Source organism: Flavobacterium sp., from assembly GCF_965262375.1.
Lineage (GTDB): Bacteria > Bacteroidota > Bacteroidia > Flavobacteriales > Flavobacteriaceae > Flavobacterium.
Genome location: NZ_OZ253527.1, coordinates 657,898 through 681,698, shown reverse-complemented (window position 1 = coordinate 681,698; position 23,801 = coordinate 657,898). Strand labels below are relative to the sequence as shown.

The 23,801-nt window shown below is 36.0% G+C and carries 18 protein-coding genes and 1 tRNA gene; 17 read left to right on the top strand and 2 right to left on the bottom strand.

Annotation, left to right across the window (positions count from 1 at the left end):
• The first annotated feature begins 109 nt into the window (after nucleotides 1-109).
• The 10 genes from dprA to ACQY29_RS03155 all read left to right on the top strand — a co-directional run bounded on the left by dprA (nucleotide 110) and on the right by ACQY29_RS03155 (nucleotide 13,355).
• Nucleotides 110-1,210, top strand: coding sequence for a DNA-processing protein DprA (gene dprA / locus ACQY29_RS03200; RefSeq protein WP_428223807.1), 1,101 nt, complete (start codon nucleotides 110-112; stop codon nucleotides 1,208-1,210).
• An 80-nt stretch (nucleotides 1,211-1,290) separates the two neighbouring features.
• On the top strand, nucleotides 1,291-2,661 hold the full coding sequence (locus ACQY29_RS03195) for a rhodanese-related sulfurtransferase (protein WP_428223806.1): 1,371 nt from the start codon (nucleotides 1,291-1,293) through the stop codon (nucleotides 2,659-2,661).
• A 376-nt stretch (nucleotides 2,662-3,037) separates the two neighbouring features.
• Complete coding sequence (gene ricT, locus ACQY29_RS03190; protein ID WP_428223805.1) at nucleotides 3,038-4,543, top strand: regulatory iron-sulfur-containing complex subunit RicT; 1,506 nt, start codon at nucleotides 3,038-3,040, stop codon at nucleotides 4,541-4,543.
• Nucleotides 4,518-5,021 carry a gliding motility lipoprotein GldH gene (locus ACQY29_RS03185; RefSeq protein WP_428223804.1) on the top strand — a complete coding sequence of 168 codons (504 nt, stop codon included), beginning with the start codon at nucleotides 4,518-4,520 and terminating at the stop codon, nucleotides 5,019-5,021. Before ricT ends, ACQY29_RS03185 begins: the two co-directional genes overlap by 26 nt.
• A 3-nt stretch (nucleotides 5,022-5,024) precedes the next feature.
• A complete protein-coding gene (locus ACQY29_RS03180) occupies nucleotides 5,025-7,355 on the top strand; it encodes a penicillin-binding protein 1A (protein ID WP_428223803.1) in 2,331 nt (776 codons plus the stop codon).
• A gap of 8 nt (nucleotides 7,356-7,363) precedes the next feature.
• Nucleotides 7,364-8,062, top strand: a complete 699-nt coding sequence (locus ACQY29_RS03175; protein ID WP_428223802.1) for a CoA transferase subunit A — start codon at nucleotides 7,364-7,366, stop codon at nucleotides 8,060-8,062.
• Between the two features lie 31 nt (nucleotides 8,063-8,093).
• On the top strand, nucleotides 8,094-8,447 hold the full coding sequence (locus ACQY29_RS03170) for a four helix bundle protein (protein WP_060381296.1): 354 nt from the start codon (nucleotides 8,094-8,096) through the stop codon (nucleotides 8,445-8,447).
• Nucleotides 8,448-8,485: 38 nt separating this feature from the next.
• Nucleotides 8,486-9,142, top strand: a complete 657-nt coding sequence (locus tag ACQY29_RS03165; protein WP_428223801.1) for a CoA transferase subunit B — start codon at nucleotides 8,486-8,488, stop codon at nucleotides 9,140-9,142.
• 186 nt (nucleotides 9,143-9,328) lie between these two features.
• Nucleotides 9,329-12,070, top strand: a complete 2,742-nt coding sequence (locus tag ACQY29_RS03160) for a M4 family metallopeptidase (protein WP_428223800.1) — start codon at nucleotides 9,329-9,331, stop codon at nucleotides 12,068-12,070.
• A 118-nt stretch (nucleotides 12,071-12,188) separates the two neighbouring features.
• A complete protein-coding gene (locus ACQY29_RS03155; protein ID WP_428223799.1) occupies nucleotides 12,189-13,355 on the top strand; it encodes a class I SAM-dependent rRNA methyltransferase in 1,167 nt (388 codons plus the stop codon).
• A 135-nt stretch (nucleotides 13,356-13,490) separates the two neighbouring features.
• On the opposite strand, the gene ACQY29_RS03150 is transcribed toward ACQY29_RS03155, so the two are convergent.
• Nucleotides 13,491-13,572, bottom strand: a tRNA-Leu gene (locus ACQY29_RS03150).
• 197 nt (nucleotides 13,573-13,769) lie between these two features.
• Here ACQY29_RS03150 and ACQY29_RS03145 point away from each other — a divergent pair.
• The 3 genes from ACQY29_RS03145 to ACQY29_RS03135 are packed head-to-tail and all read left to right on the top strand — an operon-like array spanning nucleotide 13,770 to nucleotide 16,141.
• Nucleotides 13,770-15,158, top strand: a complete 1,389-nt coding sequence (locus ACQY29_RS03145; protein WP_428223798.1) for a dipeptidase — start codon at nucleotides 13,770-13,772, stop codon at nucleotides 15,156-15,158.
• A 6-nt stretch (nucleotides 15,159-15,164) separates the two neighbouring features.
• Complete coding sequence (locus tag ACQY29_RS03140) at nucleotides 15,165-15,716, top strand: class I SAM-dependent methyltransferase (protein ID WP_428223797.1); 552 nt, start codon at nucleotides 15,165-15,167, stop codon at nucleotides 15,714-15,716.
• Nucleotides 15,713-16,141, top strand: a complete 429-nt coding sequence (locus ACQY29_RS03135; RefSeq protein WP_428223796.1) for a hypothetical protein — start codon at nucleotides 15,713-15,715, stop codon at nucleotides 16,139-16,141. Before ACQY29_RS03140 ends, ACQY29_RS03135 begins: the two co-directional genes overlap by 4 nt.
• A 56-nt stretch (nucleotides 16,142-16,197) precedes the next feature.
• On the opposite strand, the gene ACQY29_RS03130 is transcribed toward ACQY29_RS03135, so the two are convergent.
• Nucleotides 16,198-18,210: a M13 family metallopeptidase gene (locus ACQY29_RS03130; protein WP_428225863.1), complete on the bottom strand. Its 2,013-nt coding sequence runs from the start codon at nucleotides 18,208-18,210 to the stop codon at nucleotides 16,198-16,200.
• Between the two features lie 197 nt (nucleotides 18,211-18,407).
• On the opposite strand from ACQY29_RS03130, the gene ACQY29_RS03125 reads away from it, so the two are divergent.
• From ACQY29_RS03125 to ACQY29_RS03110, 4 genes are all read left to right on the top strand, one after another.
• A complete protein-coding gene (locus ACQY29_RS03125) occupies nucleotides 18,408-19,079 on the top strand; it encodes an SCO family protein (protein ID WP_428223795.1) in 672 nt (223 codons plus the stop codon).
• A 52-nt stretch (nucleotides 19,080-19,131) separates the two neighbouring features.
• Nucleotides 19,132-20,055, top strand: coding sequence for a leucine-rich repeat domain-containing protein (locus ACQY29_RS03120; protein ID WP_428223794.1), 924 nt, complete (start codon nucleotides 19,132-19,134; stop codon nucleotides 20,053-20,055).
• Nucleotides 20,056-20,136: 81 nt separating this feature from the next.
• Entirely contained in the window at nucleotides 20,137-21,738 is a 1,602-nt protein-coding gene (locus ACQY29_RS03115; RefSeq protein ID WP_428223793.1) for a fumarate hydratase, read from the top strand.
• A gap of 87 nt (nucleotides 21,739-21,825) precedes the next feature.
• Nucleotides 21,826-23,778: a M1 family aminopeptidase gene (locus ACQY29_RS03110; RefSeq protein ID WP_428223792.1), complete on the top strand. Its 1,953-nt coding sequence runs from the start codon at nucleotides 21,826-21,828 to the stop codon at nucleotides 23,776-23,778.
• Nucleotides 23,779-23,801: the final 23 nt, after the last annotated feature.

Sequence of the window (23,801 nt, the reverse complement as noted above, 5' to 3'; positions counted from 1 at the left end):
GATTTCTAGGAACAAAATTATAGAATACAAGGCGAAATAAAAATTTTATTAACAAATGTTATTAACAATTTTAAAAAATCCTTATCTTTAGGTATTTAAGATATACGCCATGTTACAACACGATTTATTATATGCCTTAGCCTTGCTAAAAGCAGAAGGCATTGGTGATGTTATTGCCAAACGATTGATTCATCATTTAGGTTCTGCCGAAGAAGTTTTTCGTGCCAAAAGTATTCAACTTGCTCGTATCGAAGGAATTGGTGCTACCCTCATTCAAAAACTTCAAAATCCAAATTTACTTATCGAAGCGGAGAAAGAACTCGAATTTATCCACAAAGAAAAACTAGAGGTATGGTACTACCAAGATGCGTTATATCCAGAACGGCTCAAGCAATGTTATGATGCTCCAGTACTTTTATTTACTTCGGGAAATATACATTTAGAAAACAGAAAACTCATTAGCATTGTTGGAACGCGACAAGTTACCGCTCATGGTACTGAGTTTTGCAAGCAACTTATAGCCGATTTAGCTCCTCATAATCCAGTTATCATTAGCGGTTTTGCCTATGGTGTGGATATCGTGGCACATCAAACCTCCTTAGAGCATAATTTGCAAACCATTGGGGTATTAGCACACGGTTTGAATCAGATATATCCTAAGAATCACAAAAAGTATATGCGAAAGATGGAGGAAAACGGTGGGTTTATCACAGAATTTTGGAGTACTTCCAATCCTGATAGAGAAAATTTTGTCAAGCGCAATCGCATCGTGGCGGGTATGACTGAAGCTACTATTGTCATAGAAAGTGCTGAACAAGGCGGTTCCTTATTAACCGCCCAAATGGCTGATGAATATAATAGAGACGTTTTTGCAGTACCAGGTCGTACAACGGATACCTACAGCAAAGGCTGTAACGAATTGATAAAAACAAACAAAGCTCAAATGCTTACTCATGCCACTGATGTGGTATGCCAACTCAATTGGGATATCCCAAAAAGCCCTAAAGGGATTCAGAAACAACTGTTTATTACGCTAGAAACTGAGGAACAAATGGTCTATGATTTTTTGAAAACCAAGGGCAAAGAACATTTAGATTATATTGCCCTTCAATGTGAGTTGCCTGTGTATAAGCTCTCTTCGCTATTTTTAAATATGGAATTGAAAGGTGTGGTGAGACCTTTACCAGGGAAATATTTTGAGATTATCTAAAAATCAATAAATTTGCACCCGAATTCTTCCATTTAGAATTCAAAAACATTTTGTAACATTTCTCACTTAACGTTTATAGCATGCAACTGTATAACACTTTAAGCGCAGAAGAAAGAGCGGAGTTGATTGACCAAGCGGGGAAACAACGTCTTACCATTTCTTTCTATCAATATGCGCACATCACTGACCCGCAACAATTCCGTAACGATTTATTTTTAGCTTGGGACAAACTAGAGGCTTTGGGACGCGTATATGTGGCGACCGAAGGAATTAATGCACAAATGAGTGTGCCAGCTGAAAATTTTGAAGCTTTCCGCGATACCTTAGAAGCTTATGATTTCATGAAAGGCATCCGTATCAACGTAGCCGTGGAGCATGATGACCATTCTTTTTTAAAATTAACCGTTAAAGTACGTCACAAAATCGTTGCCGATGGATTAAATGACGCTACTTTTGATGTAACAAATAAAGGGGTGCATTTGGAAGCTGCTGCTTTCAATGCGATTTTAGACGACCCTAACACGATAGTGGTAGATTTTAGAAACCACTACGAAAGTGAAGTAGGGCATTTTAAAGGGGCTATCACGCCTGATGTAGAAACTTTCCGAGAATCGTTGCCTATCATTAATGAGCAATTACAAGAATTTAAAGAAGATAAAAACCTAGTAATGTATTGTACTGGGGGAATCCGTTGCGAAAAAGCATCAGCTTATTTCAAGCACCAAGGATTCAAAAATGTGTACCAATTAGAAGGTGGAATTATCAACTACGCACGCCAAATCAAAGAGCAAGGGTTGGAAAGCAAATTCATTGGTAAAAACTTCGTATTTGACCACCGTTTAGGAGAAAGAATTACTGACGATATTATTGCGCAATGCCACCAATGTGGAAAACCGTGTGACAATCATACAAATTGTGCTAACGACGGTTGTCATTTATTATTCATACAATGTGATGCCTGTGCTGAAAAAATGGAGCATTGTTGTTCCACCGAATGTTTAAAAACCACACATTTATCGTTAGAAGAACAAGTAAAACGTAGAAAGGGGATTAATGTAGGTAATAAAATTTTCAGAAAAGGAAAATCGGATAGTTTGACCTTCAAAAAATCTGGAGTTTTAGAAGGTATTAGTTTAGCTAAAGCCACAGAAGAACTGCCGAAGCCTAAAACTTTACGCCAACGTATAGCGGTGAAAAAAGTGATGGTGGCAAAAGGAGAACATTACTATTCTAAATCACAAGTAGGACAATTTACGATGACCAATCACGAGTTGAAGGCTGGGGATAAAGTGATAATCCAAGGACCTACTACGGGAGAACACCATTTAGTAGTTGAACAACTTTTTGTCAATGGGCAACAAGGAGCCACTGCTAAAATGGGAGATAAAGTTACTTTTACCGTACCCTTTAAAGTGCGTCCATCGGACAAATTATTTAAAGTATTGAGCTAGTCATTAGGTACTTTTAACTATAAAATTGAGTTCGATTTATAATTTTGTGATATTTAGTGTTTCCCGTCTGTTCGAGTATTTTTTGTGTAATAAAATGGAACAGAAAATGTATCGAGAACTTATTTGATGACACTTCTCGATATAATTTTCCTTCGTTTCACTACGGAAAATCACTCGAAGAGACGGATAATCAGACTAAATTTACATCGAACTCACGTTATAAAATAAACCCGTTATGTTTTTATGTAACGGGTTTTTGCTTTTTTGAAAATTGTAATTTGAGTTTTGTAATTTCAAAATATGTATCTTTACACACTAAACTAATTTGGCAGTAGTAGTCCGCTATAGCGCGACGACCAATATATATTCAAATTTTATGGCATGTACAAGTTGTTCAACCTCGACGGGCGGTGCGCCTAAGGGGTGTAAAAATAATGGCACCTGTGGAACGGACAGTTGCAACAAACTCACTGTTTTTGACTGGTTAGCAAATATGTCGCTTCCGGGAGGTCAAGACCCTTTTGACTGTGTAGAAGTGCGTTTTAAAAACGGGCGTAAGGAATTTTTCAGAAATGCTGAAAAACTAACGCTTTCTATTGGCGATGTGGTAGCTACCGAAGCTTCACCAGGTCATGATGTAGGTATTGTAACTTTAACTGGCGAATTGGTTAAAGTGCAAATGAAGAAAAAAGGCGCTGACTATACTGGAGAAGTTCCTAAAATTTACCGTAAAGCCTCTCAAAAAGATATCGATATTTGGCAAGATGCCCGAGATAAAGAAGCGAGTATTCAAGTTAGAGCTCGTGAGCTTGCCATTGCGTTGAATTTAGAAATGAAAATTTCTGATATTGAATTTCAAGGCGATGGTTCTAAAGCGACTTTTTATTACACGGCTAATGACCGTGTCGATTTTAGACAATTGATTAAGGATTATGCTTCGGCATTCAAAATCCGTATCGAAATGAAACAAGTAGGTTTCCGTCAAGAAGCAGCTCGTTTAGGCGGGGTAGGTTCTTGCGGTCGCGAATTGTGTTGTTCGACTTGGTTGACTGATTTTAGAAGTGTAAATACGTCTGCGGCTCGTTACCAACAACTTTCCTTGAATCCGCAAAAATTAGCAGGTCAATGTGGGAAGTTAAAGTGTTGTTTGAATTATGAGTTGGATACCTATATGGATGCCTTGAAGGATTTTCCAGATATGGAAACCAAATTGCTTACAGAAAAAGGAGATGCTGTTTGTCAAAAAATTGATATTTTCAAAGAGCTAATGTGGTTCTCTCATCCAGATAGCATGGCGGTTTGGCATGTTTTGCAAGTGAGTGAGGTAAAAGAAATCATGGCTTTGAATAAACAAGGAAAACGTATTGCAACCTTAGAAGATTTTGTTTTTGAAGAAGAAAAAGAAGAGGTTGAAAAAACGTTCCAAAATGCGATGGGGCAAGATAGCTTAACGCGTTTTGACCAACCTAAAAAACGTAATAAAAATAATAAAAAGAAAAAGCCTGTAGTAGTTTCTAATGAGGCGCAAACGGTTTCGAAACCTGAGAATGGGAAACCTAGAAACGAAAATCAGCGTCCAAAATCTGAAGGCGGACAACGTCCACGTCCTGAGGGGCAAAAACCAAAACAAGAAGGCAATCGTCCTAGACCAGAAGGTGGAAAGCCGAAACAAGAAGGGAACAGACCACGTCCGGAAGGTACTAAACCAAGACCAGAAGGGCAAGCGCGTCCACGTCCTGAACGTCAGGAACCCAAAGGAGAACAGGTAAATCCTGATGCGACAACTCCTGAAAACAACAAACTAAGAAACGAAAATAGAAAACCTAGACCAAAAAATAATAGGCCAAAAAATAGAAATGATAAGAAAGATTCTAACAACTAGTTTTTTTGCATTGCTTTTAGGCATAACGACGGTTTCTTGCGATGAAACCCAAGTTTTTGACGAATATAAAACCTTCGAAGACGGTTGGCCTAAAAAAGAAGCAGTGCGTTTTGAGTTTGAGCAAGAGGCTTCAAAAAAACCACTGAACCTGTTTGTTAATATTCGTAATAATAATGATTACGAGTTTAGTAACCTGTTTTTAATTGTAAAATTAGAACAACCCGAAGGGAAAATTCTAGTGGACACTTTAGAATATCAAATGGCTAACCCAGACGGTACCTTAATGGGCGAAGGTTTTTCGGATGTTAAAGAAAGTAAACTTTGGTATAAGGAGAACTACCAGTTTCCCGTTAAAGGAAAATATGCCGTAACCATTCAACAAGCCGTGCGTCAAAACGGAAAGTTAAAAGGCGTAGAAGTGTTGAAAGGAGTTACCGAATTAGGTTTTAGAATTGAATCAACAGCAACAATTAAATAATTTATGTCTCAAAAATTAAATACCCGCAAACCTGATTTTTCACCTTATGTGAAAAAGTTTTGGAAATACTTTATGTATGCTTTTGGTGGCGTATTCTTGTTTTTCCTTTTTGCCTCTTGGGGGCTTTTTGGTCCTATGCCTTCGTTTGAAGAATTAGAAAATCCTGAATCTAATTTAGCTACCGAAATTATCTCTTCAGATGGTGTGGTGATTGGTAAATTTTTTAATGAAAACCGTACGCCTGTTAACTATGAAGATTTGCCTAAACATTTGGTAAATGCTTTAGTTGCTACTGAAGATGAGCGCTTTTATGAGCACTCAGGAATTGATGGTAAGCGTACATTGAGTGCAACTTTAACCTTAGGTAGTCGTGGGGGAGCATCTACATTGACACAACAGTTGGCTAAATTACTATTCCACGGTGAAGGTTCTTCTTTCAAATTGTTCCGTTTGGTACAAAAAGTAAAAGAATGGATTATAGCTATTCGTTTAGAACGTCAATATACTAAAAACGAAATCATTGCCATGTATCTAAATAAGGTTGATTTCGTCAATACCGCAGTAGGAATTCGTTCGGCAGCAAAAGTATATTTTGCCAAAGAACCCAAACAACTTACTGTAGATGAATCGGCTATGTTGGTGGGGATGCTTAAAAACCCTTCGTTGTTCAATCCATTAAAACGCGAAGAAAAAGTTCGCGACCGTCGTAATGTGGTATTGAAACAGATGGAGAAAAACGGTTTCTTAACTACTACTCAAAAAGAAAATTACCAAGCAAAGGCGATTAAATTAACTTTTTCACCTGAAAAATATAACGAAGGAACGGCAACCTATTTCCGTGAGTATTTGCGTGACTTTATGAAAAAATGGGTGGAAGAGAATAAAAAAGAAGATGGTTCCGATTATAATATTTATTCTGACGGCTTAAAAATTTATACCACCATCGATTCGCGTATGCAATTGTATGCAGAAGAAGCCATGAAAGAGCACTTAGCGAACTTACAAGAGGAATTCTTTGCAGAACAAAAAAACAATGAAACAGCTCCTTTCGTAAAAATCAATCAAACTGAGATTGATAAAGTAATGGACCGTTCCATGCGTACAACTGAGCGTTGGAGAATTTTATCTGAAAATGGAAAAGACGAAGAAGACATCAAAAAGTCCTTCTTTATCAAAACAAAAATGACGGTTTTCACTTGGAAAGGCGACCGCGATACGGTTATGACGCCTTACGATTCTATTCGTTATTACAAGCATTTCTTACAGCCAGGTATCATGTCTATGGAACCACAAACGGGTCATGTAAAAGCTTGGGTAGGAGGTATCGATTACCGTTATTTCCAATACGACCACGTAGGTTTAGGCGCTCGTCAAGTAGGTTCTACTTTTAAACCGTTTGTGTATGCAACAGCTATCCAACAATTAGGAATGTCACCTTGTGATACTATTTTAGATGGTCCTTTCATGATTCGTAAAGGAAAACACAATGTAACGGAAGACTGGGAACCTCGTAACTCTGATAGAAAGTACCGTGGAATGATGACTTTGAAAAAGGCATTGGCGAACTCGGTAAATACAGTTTCTGCAAAATTAATTGACAAAACAGGGCCTGATGCGGTGATTGCCTTGCTAAGAAAATTAGGGGTAGAAACAGAAATTCCATCGCAACCTTCTATTGCCTTAGGTGCTGTAGATATTACGGTTCGTGATATGGTGGCCGCTTTTAGTTCGTTTGCAAATCAAGGGATTTATATCAAACCGCAAGTAATTTCAAGAATTGAAGATAAAAATGGCAATGTGATTTTTGAGCCTAAGTTAGAATCAAAAGATGTGTTGAGCAAAGATGTATCGTACGCTGTTATTAAATTATTAGAAGGAGTAACAGAGTCAGGTTCTGGAGACCGTTTGCGTACCCAAGGTGGCGGATGGAAATACAACCGTGTAACAGGCTATCCGTATATGTTTACTAACCCAATTGCGGGTAAAACAGGAACTTCGCAAAATCAATCGGATGGTTGGTTTATTGGTATGGTGCCTAATTTAGCCACAGGAGTTTGGGTAGGTAACGAAGACCGTTCGGCTCACTTTAAAACACTTGCTTCTGGACAAGGAGCTACGATGGCTTTGCCTATTTGGGCATTATTTATGAAAAAATGTTATGCTGACCCAACTTTAAATATTTCAAAAGAAGCCTTTGAAAAACCAGCAGATTTGAATATTAAAGTAGATTGCTACTCGGCGCCTTCTTACAGCAGAAGAGAAACCGATAGTACAGCTACCGATTCGACAGGCGTGAAACCTGAAGAACAAAATACAGATGAATTTGGATTATAAACACAACTATGATATCAAGAAAAGTTAACAACGTACAAGAAGCTTTAGAAGGAATTCAAGACGGAATGACCATAATGTTAGGTGGTTTTGGACTTTGCGGAATTCCAGAAAATAGTATTACAGAATTAGTAAACAAAGGCGTAAAAGAGTTGACTTGTATTTCTAACAATGCAGGAGTAGACGATTTTGGTCTGGGTTTGTTATTACAAAAACGTCAAATTAAAAAAATGATTTCTTCTTATGTGGGAGAAAATGCTGAATTTGAACGTCAAATGCTTTCGGGAGAATTAGAAGTTGAATTGACTCCCCAAGGAACTTTAGCTGAAAAATGCCGTGCCGCACAAGCAGGTATTCCCGCTTTCTTTACACCAGCAGGTTATGGAACAGAAGTAGCTGAAGGGAAAGAAGTGCGTGAATTTAATGGGAAAATGCACATTTTAGAACATGCGTTCAAAGCTGATTTTTCCATTGTAAAAGCGTGGAAAGGTGACGAAGCAGGAAATTTAATTTTCAAAGGAACCGCAAGAAACTTCAATGCGCCTATGGCAGGTGCAGCAAAAATCACTATTGCAGAAGTGGAAGAATTAGTTCCAGCAGGTACGTTAGACCCTAATGAAATCCACATCCCTGGTATTATGATTAACCGCATTTTCCAAGGAGAAAAATTTGAAAAACGAATTGAACAACGAACGGTAAGACAAAAGTAATTTATTGATTCTTTAATTTGAAAATTTGAAGATGAGAAACGATAAAGATAATTTAATTGTAAAATTAACTTTTGAATTTGCATTAGAAATAATTAGTTTCTCTGAGGAAATTAGAAAAACAAATCGTTTCGAAATGGCATCTCAGATTTTTAGAAGTGGTACATCAATAGGAGCAAATATTAGGGAAGCTCAAAATGCTGAAAGTAAGGCTGACTTTATTCATAAGTTTAAGATTTCAGCAAAAGAGGCAGATGAGTTACAATTTTGGTTAGAGTTGTGTAAAAATTCAGAATTCTATCCAAATCCTAATGAAGAATTATTCAGAAAATTACAATCCATAAATTTGATTATTTCAAAAATTATCGCTTCATCTAAGAAAAAATAATTTCAGAATTATCAAATTTTCAAATCATCAAATGATATATGGCATTAGATAAAAATCAAATAGCACAACGCATAGCTAAAGAAGTAAAAGACGGCTACTATGTAAATCTTGGAATCGGGATTCCTACGTTAGTGGCGAATTATGTACGTGAGGATATTTCTGTTGAATTTCAGTCTGAAAACGGAGTTTTAGGCATGGGGCCTTTTCCTTTTGAAGGCGAAGAAGATGCAGACATCATCAATGCAGGAAAACAAACCATAACGACTCTACCCGGAGCGAGTTTCTTCGATTCGGCATTTAGTTTTGGAATGATACGTGCACAAAAAGTAGACTTAACCATTTTAGGGGCTATGGAAGTAGCTGAAAATGGAGATATCGCGAACTGGAAAATTCCAGGGAAAATGGTCAAAGGTATGGGGGGTGCTATGGATTTAGTCGCTTCTGCCGAAAACATCATTGTGGCCATGATGCACGTGAACAAAGCGGGTGAATCTAAAATTCTAAAAAAATGTACTTTACCTTTAACGGGGGTAGGTTGCGTGAAAAAAGTAGTAACCGAATTAGCAGTATTAGAAATCACGGCTAACGGTTTCAAATTATTAGAACGCGCGCCAGGGGTATCCGTTGAGGATATCATCAAAGCCACTGAAGCAGAACTTATAATTGAAGGCGAAGTGCCAGAAATGTTTTTTTAATTATTTTTAGGTAAATATTTGAAAGGCGGTAGGAAACTATCGCCTTTTTGTTTTTCATCGATTTTTTAGGTGATTTATCGATTTTTAGTTGAGGATGTTAAAATTTGTTAATTTAATATCAAATAATTATTAAATTCGGTAAAAATTTTTATTTAAAACATTTTTTAATCCAACCTAACTATTATTATGAAAAAACCACTACACAACGTTGCTGCTATCATGGCATTGTCGTTGTTTACGTTTTCTTCTTTCGCACAAGAGAGTAGCAGATTTGTAAACAAATTAGAAAAAAATGAAAATGGAACTCCAGGTTTCGTAACTTTCAAAGACGCTTCTTCTTATAGAAGTTCTGATGTTAGAACACTTTTTAAAGAGCAACTTGGTTTAAAATCGAATCAATATTTTTCTAAAACAAAATCAGAAACAGATGCTTTAGGCTATACGCATGACAAGTATCAATTGTATCATGAAGGGATCAAGGTAGAGTTTGCTACTTATGCTTTGCATTCTAAAAATGGTAAAGTAAATGCGATGCATGGTGAGTACTATGACTTAGCTAATGTGAAAACAACTCCTTCATTAAGTGCTGAGGCTGCTTTTTTAAGAGCGACTGCTCATGTTGGAGCATCGGAGTATTTATGGGAAGATTTTGCGGAAGCTTCTATTTCTAAATGCAGTAAACCGAAAGGAGAAATGGTATTGTTGCCTATAGGGAAAACAGCGCGTTTAGCTTATAAATTTGATATTTATGCAAAAGCACCATTAAGTAGAGGTAATGTTTATGTAGATGCTCAAAACGGAGAAGTTTTGTTGTATAATGCTACTATTAAACACGTAGGTGAGCATGCTTATGGAAGCAAAGGTAAAGGATCGCATTTAGATTTGTTTAAAACAAATAGTTTGGCTTATGTAGCAGCTAATGCGGCTACGCGTTATAGCGGTACTCAAACTATCGAAACTACTTTAAGTGGTACATCCTACATACTTTCTGAAACAGGAAGAGGAAATGGTATTCAAACTTATAATATGAAAAAGGGTACTAATTATGGTTCTGCGGTTAATTTTACTGATGCAGATAATAATTGGACAGCTGCCGAATTTAACAATACCAATAAAGATAATGCCGCTTTAGATGCGCATTGGGGTGCTGAAAAGACATATGATTATTGGAAAAATATTCATAACAGAAATAGTTATGATAATGCAGGTGCAAAAATTAATAGTTATGTGCATTACAGCACAAATTATGATAATGCTTATTGGGATGGAACTCGTATGACTTATGGTGATGGTAGCGGCACTTATTTCGATGCTTTAACATCATTAGATGTTTGTGGTCATGAGATTGGTCATGCAATCACGGAGAAGACAGCTGGATTAGTTTATCAAAAAGAATCAGGTGCTATGAACGAAGGTTTCTCAGACATTTGGGCTGCTTGTATTGAAAGTTATGCTGCACCTAATAAACAAATTTGGTTAGTAGGAGAAGATATTGAAAGACGTTCTGGACATGTTGCTTTACGTTCTATGAGTAATCCAAATGCAGAAGGACAGCCTGATACTTATGGTGGTACTTATTGGAAAAACCCAAGTTGTACACCCACAAGTACCAACGATTATTGTGGTGTGCATACTAATTCAGGTGTGTTAAATTATTGGTTCTACTTGTTGTCAGTTGGAGGTACAGGAACTAACGATATCGGGAATGCTTTCAATGTAACTGGAATTTCTATCACTAAGGCTGAAAAAATTGCTTATCGTACTGAAACTGTTTATTTATCGGCTAATTCAACTTTTGCAAATGCTAGAACTGGAGCTATTCAAGCTGCAACCGATCTATACGGTGCTGGGTCTCCAGAAGTAATTGCAACTACAAATGCTTGGTATGCAGTAGGTGTTGGTGCTGCTTATTCAGGAGGAACAACAACAGATACAACTGCTCCTACGACACCTACAAGCTTAGCAGCATCAGGAACTACTTCTACTTCAACTACTTTATCTTGGACAGCTGCTACTGACAATGTAGGAGTAACTGGATATAATGTTTATAATGGTACTACTTTGGTAACTACTGTTACAGGTACATCTGCTACTGTGTCTGGTTTAACAGCTTCAACAACGTATTCATTTACTGTTAAAGCAAAAGATGCTGCTGGAAATGTATCTGCAGCTAGTAATGCAGTTTCAGTAACTACCGCTGCAAGTGGAGGTACAACGCCTACGTATTGTGCTTCGAAAGGTAATAGCCAAACGGATGAATGGATTGATTATGTAGCTTTAAATGGTATGACGAATACTACTGCTGCAAATGCAGGTTATGGAAACTTTACTGCTAAAATAGCTCCACTTCCTTACGGATCTAATACAATAACTTTTAGTACAGGTTTCAGAGCAACAGCTTACACAGAATACTGGGCTATTTGGATTGACTATAACAAAAATGGTACTTTCGAATCAACTGAAAAAGTGGTTTCTGGGTCATCTTCGAGCTCTGGTAATTTAACTGGTACATTCACAGTGCCTACGACTGCTTTAGCAGGTCAAACAAGAATGCGTGTTCAAATGAAATATGGTTCGGCTCCTACTGCATGTGAAACTTTCTCTTATGGTGAAGTTGAAGATTATACAGTTAACATTGGTGCTACGGCAATTGTTGCGTCTAATACTGGCTTAGCTGGTGAGCGCATTGCTGATGAAGCTAACAATTATGAAATGCAAATTTTCCCTAATCCAACAGAAGGGGTTTTAAATGTTCAGATGTTAGATAACAGAAGTGTTACTTACAAAGTGTATAACTTGATGGGTCAAACATTAAAAGCTGGTAAATTAGATCAAGAAATTAATGTTGCTGATTTGGCTTCAGGAATGTATGTTTTAGAAGTTAATGACGGTCAAAAAACATTGACTAAGAAATTTGCTAAAAAATAATTTCTAAATAAAAACCATTGATTCTAAATGGAATTGATTGTAAAATAATTGGATTAGGAAGAGACCGAATGTATTCGGTCTCTTTTTTTATATTTACATTTGCAAAAAAATAAAATATATGAGTTTCCCTAAAGTTATTTTAAAGAAAGGAAAAGAAAAATCTATCCTACGTCGTCATCCTTGGGTGTTTAGTGGTGCTGTTTATGGGGTTACCCAAGAAATTGAAGATGGAGCCATGGTGGATGTGGTTGATGCGGATAACCAACACTTAGGAACAGGATATTTCAGTGATAAAGGAAGTATCGTGGTGCGTTTGTTAACTTTTGCTAAAGAAACTTTTTCAACTACTTTTTGGAAAGACAAATTGCAATTAGCTTGGGAACTTCGTTTGCAGTTGTTAGATCTAGAACAAACCAATGCTTTTCGTGTTATACATGGAGAAGGCGATGGGGTGCCTGGTTTGATTATTGACTATTATAACAAATGCTGGGTGATACAAGCACATGCTACGGGTATTTACCAGCAAATGGATGCTATTGCTACGGCTATCAAGGAAAATTTCCCTGCCTATTGTGAGGTAATTTATTGTAAAAGTAGTGGAACTTTGCCTAACACAGGCACTGATTATTTCTTGTATGGTGACCAAGCTGAAACGGTAGCTAAAGAAAATGGAATTTTATTTGCGGTGAATTGGGTCGAAGGCCAAAAAACAGGTTTCTTTTTAGACCAACGCGATAACCGTCAATTGTTAGCTACGTTCTCAAAAGGAAAAAAAGTACTGAATACGTTTTGTTATACAGGTGGTTTCTCCATCTATGCCATGAGTGCTGGTGCAGAATTAGTAACTTCGGTGGATATATCACAAAAAGCCGTTGATTTAGCCGCTAAAAATATGGAATTAAACTTTCCAGCTTCGAATCATAAAGCTGTGGCAGATGATGTTTTCAATTTTATGAAAGAAAATCATCAAATTTATGATGTCATTGTATTAGACCCACCCGCTTTTGCTAAAAGTATTAAAAGTAAACATACCGCTACCCAAGCTTATAAACGTTTGAATATTGCAGGTTTAAAAGCCTTAGCGCCTAAAGGAATTTTATTTACTTTTTCTTGCTCGCAAGTGATTGATGATGTACTGTTTTATAACACCGTTGCAGCAGCAGCTATTGAAACAGGACGTAACATTCGTGTGTTGCATAAATTAGAACAAGGTCCTGACCATCCCACGAATATTTATCATCCAGAAGGACATTATTTAAAAGGATTAGTATTGTATGTAGAATAAAATATAATGAAGCCTGTCGTTAGATGGGCTTTTTTTATCTGACATGATATTGAAAAGAGAATGGAATTTAAGGTTTAATCTGTAGATTTTAGTGAGTTATAGAAAACAAAAAAGCTCCCTTTTGAGGAGCTTAAGTGCGGGTGATAGGACTCGAACCTACACGTCTTGCGACACCAGATCCTAAGTCTGGCACGTCTACCAATTTCGCCACACCCGCGAAATTTTCAATCTTTAACCGTTATTGGTTGCTGATTGCGAGTGCAAATATAGGCATATTTTTTAATTCGCAAAGCATTTGAAAAAAATATTTTTAAAAAAATAGAACTCCAACTGATTTCATCAAAACTTAAATTAGAAATTTTAGGTAGAATTCCTCATTTTACTATCTTTGGTTTTCTTTTTTACAACACAAACATGGAAAATATCAAACAATACGTTCAAGAAAACAAAGAACGTTTTATAAATGAATTAGTCGATTTATTAAAAATTCCTTCGGTGAGTGCTGATAGCGCTTATGCTCAAGATGTCATCGATACGGCTAATGCAGTGAAAGCAAGCTTAGAAAAAGCAGGTTGCGATGTAGTAGAACTTTGCGAAACACCAGGATACCCTATTGTATATGGTGAAAAAATTATAGATAAAAATCTGCCTACAGTATTAGTATATGGTCATTACGACGTACAACCTGCGGATCCTATTGAATTATGGGATTCTCCCCCTTTTGAGCCGGTAATCAAAACGACAGAATTGCATCCTGAAGGCGCAATTTTTGCCCGTGGTGCTTGCGACGATAAAGGTCAAATGTTCATGCATGTAAAAGCTTTTGAATACATGATTCAAAACAACTGCTTGCCTTGTAACGTGAAATTTATGATTGAAGGCGAAGAGGAAGTAGGTTCTAAAAGTTTAGGTTGGTTCGTAGAAAGAAATCAAGATAAATTAGCAAATGATGTCATCCTTATTTCTGATACAGGAATGATTTCTAATCAGCAACCATCTATCACCACTGGTTTGAGAGGTTTGAGCTATGTAGAAGTTGAAGTTACAGGTCCTAATCGTGATTTACATTCAGGTTTATATGGTGGTGCTGTAGCTAATCCTATTAATGTATTGACCAAAATGATTGCATCGTTGCACGATGAAAACAATCATATCACTGTTCCTGGTTTCTATGATAAAGTACAAGAACTTTCTTCTGAAGAAAGAGCACAAATGGCTAAACGTCCTTTTAGCCAAGAAGCTTATAATAAAGCTTTAGACATAGCGGAAGAATATGGTGAAGCGGGTTATACTACTAACGAACGTAATTCTATCCGACCAACATTAGATGTAAATGGTATTTGGGGTGGTTACACAGGAGAAGGTGCCAAAACGGTTATTGCTAGTAAAGCCTACGCTAAAATATCGATGCGTTTAGTACCTAATCAAGATTGGGAAGAAATCACTCAATTATTTCAAACCCATTTTGAAAGCATTGCTCCTAAAGCGGTAAAAGTAAAAGTAACACCACACCATGGCGGTCAAGGTTATGTAACTCCTATTGACAGCATAGGCTATCAAGCAGCTTCAAAAGCCTATGCAGATACTTTTGGAGTAACCCCTATTCCGGTTCGTTCAGGAGGTAGTATTCCGATTGTAGCCTTGTTTGAACAAGAATTAAAATCAAAAACCATCATGATGGGCTTTGGTTTAGATAGTGATGCGATACACTCGCCAAACGAGCATTATGGTGTTTTCAATTACTTAAAAGGTATTGAAACCATTCCTTTATTTTACAAGTATTTTGCTGAAATGTCTAAATAAAGAAATGTGAGCCGTAAAAAATTTATATCCGAAGTCTTCAAATCTACAGGAACTATAGGTGCTTTGTCACCTAGTTCCTCATTTTTAGCAAAAAAAATGTTAGCACCTATTGATTTTGATAATGCCAAATGCATTGTTGAATTTGGCCCAGGTACTGGCGTGTTTACTAAAGCTCTTTTGAAGAAAATGAGTCCTGATGCGAAATTGTTAACTTTTGAAATCAACACCGCTTTTATAGACGAATTAAAAACCATAGAAGACCATCGTTTGGAAATTATCAATGATAGTGCGGAAAAAATAAAGCAATATATCGAGGCAGCAGGTTTTACTTCTGTCGATTATATTGTTTCTTCCTTGCCTTTTGCTGTGATTCCAGATGAAATTGTACATCGTATTTTAACCAATTCTGACGACAATTTATCGGAAAACGGTCGGTTTATTCAATTTCAGTATTCTTTAAATGCAAAAAAGAAATTGGAAAGTTATTTTAGTGAAGTAAAGATCAACTTTACCCCTTTCAATCTTCCTCCAGCATTTGTTTATAATTGTAAGAAATGAACCGTAAAATCCCTTTTTATCTAATTTGTTTGTTGTTTTTAAATTGTAAAACCAACCAAACGATTAACGGCAAAAGAGAGGGGGGGTGGATTACCCAATTTGCGTTAGATAGTATAAATAATAAAGGTATCTATAAAACCAAAGAATATTATAGAAGAGGAGTGCCTATCAGGACTTGGAAAGTTTATTTAGATGGCAAATTGACCAAAAAGGAAAAATATCGCAATGATTCTACCTCAATTGTTACCGAATATTATCCTAATGGTAAAATTATGAAAAGTGGTGGTGCAAAAATTCAATATTCCAAGAAGGAGATACATTGGTTTTATTCTGGTCCATGGAAATATTTTGATGAAAAAGGTAAGTTATTTTGTATTAAACATTATGAAAATGGATTGGAATCGAAAATAGATTCTATCCGATAAAATAAAGTAAAAGAGCCCGAAATTTCGGGCTCTTTGTTGTTTATAAATGGGGTGTATTACCAAATCTTGATACGATCTTCAGGTTTTACGAATAATTTATCCCCTTCTTTAATATCAAATGCTTGATAAAAGGCATCCACATTTTGTAAAGGCACATAGGCACGATACATACCTGGAGAGTGCGGATCCGTTTTAACTTGGTTTTTGATTGCTTCATCTCTCATCTTAGATCTCCAAATAGTTCCCCAAGAAATAAAGAAACGTTGTTCTGGTGTATATCCATCAATATTTGCTGGACGTCCATTTTTTTGTAAAAATAATTGTAACCCATCATAAGCAGCATTCACACCGCCTAAGTCACCAATGTTTTCACCTAGTGTAAATTTACCATCAACGAAAATACCTGGAAGTGGCTGCAAAGCACTATATTGTCCAGCTAACGAACCTCCTAAAGTGGTAAATTGCTTTAAGTCTTCATCTGTCCACCAATTTTTTAAGTTACCATCAGCATCAAAACGAGAACCAGAATCGTCAAATCCGTGTGAAATTTCGTGACCAATTACAGCACCTATTCCACCATAATTTACCGCTTCGTCAGCTTTATAATCATAGAAAGGAGGTTGTAAGATTGCTGCAGGGAAAACAATTTCATTATACATTGGGTTGAAATAAGCATTTACTGTTTGTGGTGCCATTCCCCAACGTGATTTGTCTACTGGTTTGCTTAAATCTTCAATTTCTTTAGCGTAAGCCCATTTTGTTACATTTTTGATATTCTCAAAATAGTTACCTCCGTTTTCTTGTGCAACTATATCTAATTTTGAATAATCTTCCCATTTGTCAGGATAACCAATTTTGATCGTTGATTTGCGTAATTTGTCAATGGCTCCTTTACGAGTGGCAGGAGTCATCCAAGGTAATTTATTGATACGATTTTCAAAAGCTAAGAAAATATTGTCAATCATTGCCTTAGCTTTAGCTTTAGCTTCAGCAGGGAATTTTTGCTCTACATATAATTTACCTAAAGCTTCACCTAAAGTACCATTCACAACTTGTAAAGCACGTTCTTCACGAGGTCTTTGTTTTAAAGCGCCTTGCAAAGTTTTGCTGTAAAAATCCCAGTTCGCTTTTTCGATATCTGTCGTTAACTCGTTTGCATTTTCATCGATTAACATCCAACGTAAATACGCTTTCCAATCTTCAATTTTATTAGCTTTGAAAGTAGCTTCCATAGCCTCCATATATTTAGGTTGCGAAACGACTAAAGTGTCTACTTTTCCAAAACCAGTACCTTGTAAATAAGCTTCCCAGTTAACTGAAGGGGTTAATTTTTGCAAATCTGCAACCGTCATCGGGTTGTAACTTTTTCTAGCATCACGACGTTCTACACGAGTAAAACGAGGTTTAGCCATTTCGGTTTCTAACGCTAAAACTCGCTCAGCACTTTTTTTAGCTTCTTCCGGCTTTTCACCTAAAAACTGTAACATACGTGCTACGTGAGCTACATATTTTTGACGTTTTTCTTGTGAATCTTTATCTTCTGAAACATAATAATCTCTATCAGGCAAACCTAAGCCTCCAGGTCCAATATACACTACGTTACGATTAGAGTTTTTAGCATCAGGACCTACACCAGCACCATAGAAACCTAATCCCCCTTCTGGAGTTGTTTCTGTAATTAATTTGTTTAAATCCTGTACGGTTTTAATAGCATTTATTTTAGCCAAATAAGGTTTCAAAGGAGTAATTCCTCTTTTGTTTCTAGCTATAGTATCCATGTATGTCTTATACACGTTTACAGCCTTGCCTTGGTCCGATTTAGGATCTAATTTTCTAGATACAGCTTCCTTAAGAATTGCTAAAACATCCTTATCTGTATTTTGACGTAATTCATCAAAACTTCCCCAACGGGTTTTATCCGCTGGAATTTCAGTTTTGTCAAACCAAGTTCCGTTTACATAACGGAAAAAATCATCCCCTGGCTTCACCTTTTTGTCCATGTAATTCAGGTTGATCCCTGGTTTTTCTTGCGCTACTGCCATTCCTGAGCTTAAACTCAATAATGCCATTGCACTCCAAACAGTTTTTTTCATATGTGTTTTTATTGATGGTTGTTTTAATTATTTGAGATAAGTATCATTTTTAATAAAAACGTTACAACTCAAATTCAAAATTAACCTTTCTTGTTAGTCAAATTTTAAATTTAACATAGGATTAGCAATTAATACAATAATAGGATATGTAACTTTGCACAAAGTATTAATATATGTTTGATCGTTTAATAAAATATCGTCTTTTCTTAGGAACTCTAGGGATTATCTCCGTTTTATGTATTTTTTTGTTTTACATGGTTCTCAAACCCAAAAAAGCACTTCCTGTTTTCACCCCTTCAATGGTTAATCCTGAATTGGTAGATACCACTGTGCAACACATCGCTAATAAGCACACTATAGCTGATTTTGCTTTCACCAATCAAAATGGAAAACTAATAACACAAAAGGATTATGAAGGAAAAATTTATGTAGCCGATTTTTTCTTCACCACTTGCCAAACCATTTGTCCGTTGATGACAAATAACATGTCGTGGTTGCAGGAGCAAATTAAAAACAATCCAAAAGTTATGCTATTGTCACATTCTGTCACGCCGGATATTGATAGTGTGCCTGTGTTGAAAAAATATGCTTTGGAAAAAGGGGCTCTAGAACACAAATGGAATTTGGTAACGGGGAATAAAAAAGACATTTACTACATCGCTAGAAAATCCTATTTAGCTGTTAAGACAGGCAAACCCGAAGAAATGTATGATATGGTGCATACCGAAAACTTTGTATTGGTGGATCAAAAAAGAAGAGTTCGAGGTTTTTATGATGGCACAAAAAGGGAAGAAGTAGAAAAATTATTGGAGGATATAAACTTTTTATGTTCAGAGTCTAAATAGTGGATTTTTGATAAAAAAGTTTATTTTTACAAAACCCTAAATTTACATTTCAATGAAAAAATTTGTCCAATTTTTACAAGTTTCTTTTTTTGCAATTTGCCTCAATGCCTATTCTCAAAGCAATCTTCGTGAAGAAAATGATTTGTTTTGTGATAATCCAGCAACGGTTAAGATCTTAAATCTGTCGAATAAACAAATGACTAAATTGCCTCCCGAGATTGGAAATTTCATCAACGTTGAAAAGATTTTCTTGCAAAACAACCAATTGGTTTCTATTCCTATTGAAATTACAAATCTTACCAAATTAAAAGAACTTTATCTGACCAATAATCAGATACAAAGGTTTCCTATTGAGATTTGTAAATTAGTTAGTTTGGAGCGTCTGGAGTTAAACAAGAACAAAATGGATTATGTTTCTCCGTCTGTTGCTAAATTGAATAAACTTAAAAAATTAGATTTAAGTTTTAATAAAATATCAGACCTCCCAGTGGAAATGGCTGGGATGATTAATTTGACTGAATTAAATTTTTCAAACAACACGATAAAGGCTTTTTTTCCTGGAATTGAAAACCTAAGAAATTTAAAAGTGCTCAATGCTGAGAATAATAAAATCGATATTTTTCCTATTGAAATTGGTGCTTTGTCAAACTTGGTAACTTTAAAAGTCAATCAAAACCGAATTGCAAATTTACCTGACGAAATAGGTAATTTAGTAAAACTTACTTACTTGAATGTAGAGAAGAATTTGATCAAGAAACTACCTGCAACAGTGGGGAAGTTAGTAAACTTAACTTATTTGGATTTAGATGTGAACCAAATGCGAACTTTACCTGAAGAGCTGAATAATTTGGTTGTATTAAAAGAACTCTATTTAGCGACTAATCCTTGGGTGTCTTTTCCTGAATCCTTGAAACCTTTGATTGAAAAAATGCTTTATGGACAGTCTGATGAAGTAAAAAAGATTATTTCTAAATAAGATAAATTATAGTTAAGAGCCGATTCATAATCGGCTTTTTTTATTGAAATTAGTATCTTTACCCTTTAAAAATTTACAAGAATGGACTTTATATACCAAGATCCGTATCCGATTTTAAAAGACGATACGCAATACAAAAAATTAACTTCTGATTATGTAAAAGTTGAACAGTTAGGCGATCGCGAAATTTTAACCGTTGACCCAAAAGGGTTAGAATTATTAGCTGAAGAGGCAATGAAAGATGTTTCGTTCATGTTACGTGCCACACATCTTGAAAAATTAAGAAAAATTATTGACGACCCCGAAGCTACCGATAACGACCGATTTGTAGCATATAACTTATTACAAAATGCTGTTGTAGCAGTTGAGGGTGAATTACCTTCATGTCAAGATACGGGAACAGCGATTGTGATGGGGAAAAAAGGAGAGAATATTTACACTGGGGCTGACGATGCCGAGTGGTTATCGAAAGGAATTTTCAATACCTACCAAAATCGCAATTTGCGTTATTCGCAAATCGTTCCTATTTCAATGTTTGAAGAAAAGAATTCAGGTTCTAACTTACCTGCTCAAATAGATATTTATGCCAAAAAAGGAAATTCGTACGAATTTTTGTTTTTAGCAAAAGGAGGTGGATCCGCAAACAAAACCTTTTTGTACCAAAAAACAAAATCGTTGTTGAATGAAAAGTCGATGGACGAATTTATTCGTGAAAAAATTATGGATTTAGGGACTGCAGCTTGTCCCCCTTACCATTTAGCGATCGTTATTGGCGGTACTTCTGCCGAAGCAAATTTGGCAGCTGTTAAAAAAGCCTCTGCTGGTTATTATGACAACTTGCCTACCACAGGAAATATGGCAGGTCAAGCTTTCCGTGATTTAGAATGGGAAGCAAGAGTGCAACAACTATGTCAAGAAAGTCATATAGGGGCACAATTTGGCGGAAAATACTTAACACATGATGTGCGTGTAATCCGTTTGCCTCGTCACGCTGCTTCTTGTCCAGTAGGAATGGGAGTTTCTTGTTCGGCAGATCGTAATATCAAAGGGAAAATTACTAAGGAAGGGATTTTCTTAGAACAACTAGAAACGAATCCAAAACGTTTCTTGCCTGAAACAGCGCCACATCTAGAAGAGCCTGTTACTATAGACTTAAATCGACCAATGAAAGAAGTATTGGAAGAACTTTCTCAATATCCAATTAAAACACGTTTGAAATTAAACGGAACTTTAATTGTCGCACGTGATATTGCACATGCTAAGATTAAAGAATTGTTAGATGCGGGCAAGCCAATGCCTGAATATTTCAAAAATCACCCCATCTATTATGCTGGTCCAGCTAAGACTCCTCAAGGAATGGCTTCTGGTAGTTTTGGGCCAACTACGGCAGGTCGTATGGATGTGTATGTGGATGAATTTCAAGCGGCTGGTGGAAGTATGATTATGTTAGCGAAAGGAAACCGAAGCAAAGCAGTGATGGATGCTTGCAACAAATATGGAGGTTTCTATTTAGGTTCTATTGGAGGACCAGCGGCGATTTTGGCAAAAGAAAATATTGTTTCGGTTGAAGTAGTAGATTTTGAAGAATTAGGCATGGAAGCGGTGCGCAAAATTGAAATTAAAGACTTCCCTGCTTTTATAATAACAGATGACAAAGGGAACGATTTTTTCACAAATTTGTAGAATTTTTTTAAAACACAATTGTTTTAACATTTATTTCATGAGGATTTGATAAGTAATATCTATTTTTGTTTATTAAATCCTCAAATAATGAATAAGATTACCTACTTTTTTTTATTGTTAACTTCTTTGGGTTTTGCGCAACACTTAGAGCAAAAAGAAGAACGAATTGCTGCTTTAGAGATGAAGGCCGCAGCTAAGAAAATGAATTTGAAAGTAAATCCTAACACTCAAAACTATGATTTAATGAGTGGTAAATTAGAATTTACTGTAAATCCATCCGTTTATAATATTTCTGGAAAAGTAACATTAACATTTAAGGCATTAGCTAATATGAATACTGTTACTTTTGAATTATCTAAACCTCTAGTGGTTTCCTCTGTAAAAAAAGGAGCGACAAGTTTGGTTTTTGTTCATAACGCTAACGGTGATTTAGTTGTCACACTGCCTTCAGTATTAGCAACAGGAAATACTGAAGTCTTAGAGATTAACTATAGCGGTTCACCTGCTACAACTAATCAAGCTTTTACAAGTGATGTTCACGGAAGTACCCCAATAATTTATACACTTTCTGAGCCTTATGGTGCAAAAGATTGGTGGCCATGTAAACAAGATATGAACGATAAATTAGATAGTATTGATGTTTATATTACTGCTCCTTCTCAATATGTAAGTGTTTCTAATGGGGTTAAACAAAATGAGGTAACAAATGGAGCAAATAAAACAACCTATTTTAGACATAACTATCCAATAGCTGCTTATTTAGTAGCAATAGCTGTAACCAATTATACAGTTAAAAACACCGGAAATGCTGGTGGGAATAATATACCTGCAACACCTACATTTCCAATTATAGATTATATCTATCCAGAAAATGATACCCAAGCGGAAGCTATAAATCTAGCCAGAACTATTCCTATCATGAATTTTTTTGAGACTAAAATAGGGGCTTATCCTTTTAATAATGAAAAATATGGTCATGCGCAGTTTGGTTGGGGTGGCGGTATGGAACATACAACTATATCGTTTATGCAAGATTTTAGTAGAGATCTAATTTCTCACGAAATGGCGCATCAATGGTTTGGTGATAAAATAACCTGTGGTTCTTGGAAAGATATTTGGCTAAACGAAGGTTTAACAGAATATATGTCAGGATGTACTGTTGAGCAATTTGACGGCGCAGCGAGTTTTTTGAATTGGAAGGCTAGTAAGATAAGCAGTATAACTAGTGCGACAACAGGGAATTTATACTTATATGACTCCCAGTTAACTGATGTAAATCGAATTTTTAGTTCGAGACTTACTTATAACAAAGGTTCTATGGTAGCTAATATGTTGCGTTATATGTTAGGTGATGCTAATTATTTCCAAGCTTTAAGAAATTATTTGAACGATCCTGTTTTAGCTTATAAATACGCACTTACCCCACAGTTTCAAGCGCATTTGGAAGCGGTTTACGGAAGTAGTTTACAGGAGTTTTTTAACGATTGGGTGTATAAAGAAGGCTACCCAATTTACACTATTACAGCATCAAATACTGGGGTAAATCAAGCAAGAGTTCAGATTAACCAAACTCAGTCGATTACAAATGTAGCTCAAACTGGGTATGTTTCTTATTTTGAAATGCCAGTACCGGTACGATTAAATCTTAGTAATGGTACTAGTATGGATGTGAAGTTAAACAATACTTTCAGCGGACAAACTTTTACAGTAAGTTTGCCCACAGGAACAAACGTAACAGGAGTAGTTTTTGATCCTAATAAAGATATTATTTCACGTGGAAGTACAGCTACACTTGGATCAGAGGATTTTGAATTGAGTACTGCAACTAATTTATATCCAAACCCAAGTAGTGATTTTATAACCATTGAAGTTCCTGATACAGCAACTTTACAATCGGTTAAATTTATTAATACCCTTGGACAAGAAGTAATGCATTCTAACCGTGCTACTATAGCGGTTTCAGGACTAGCTGAAGGACTTTATCAAGTTATTATTGAAACAGATAACGGGAAAGCTCTTAAAAAATTCATAAAAAAATAAGAGATAACTTTATAATATTAGGA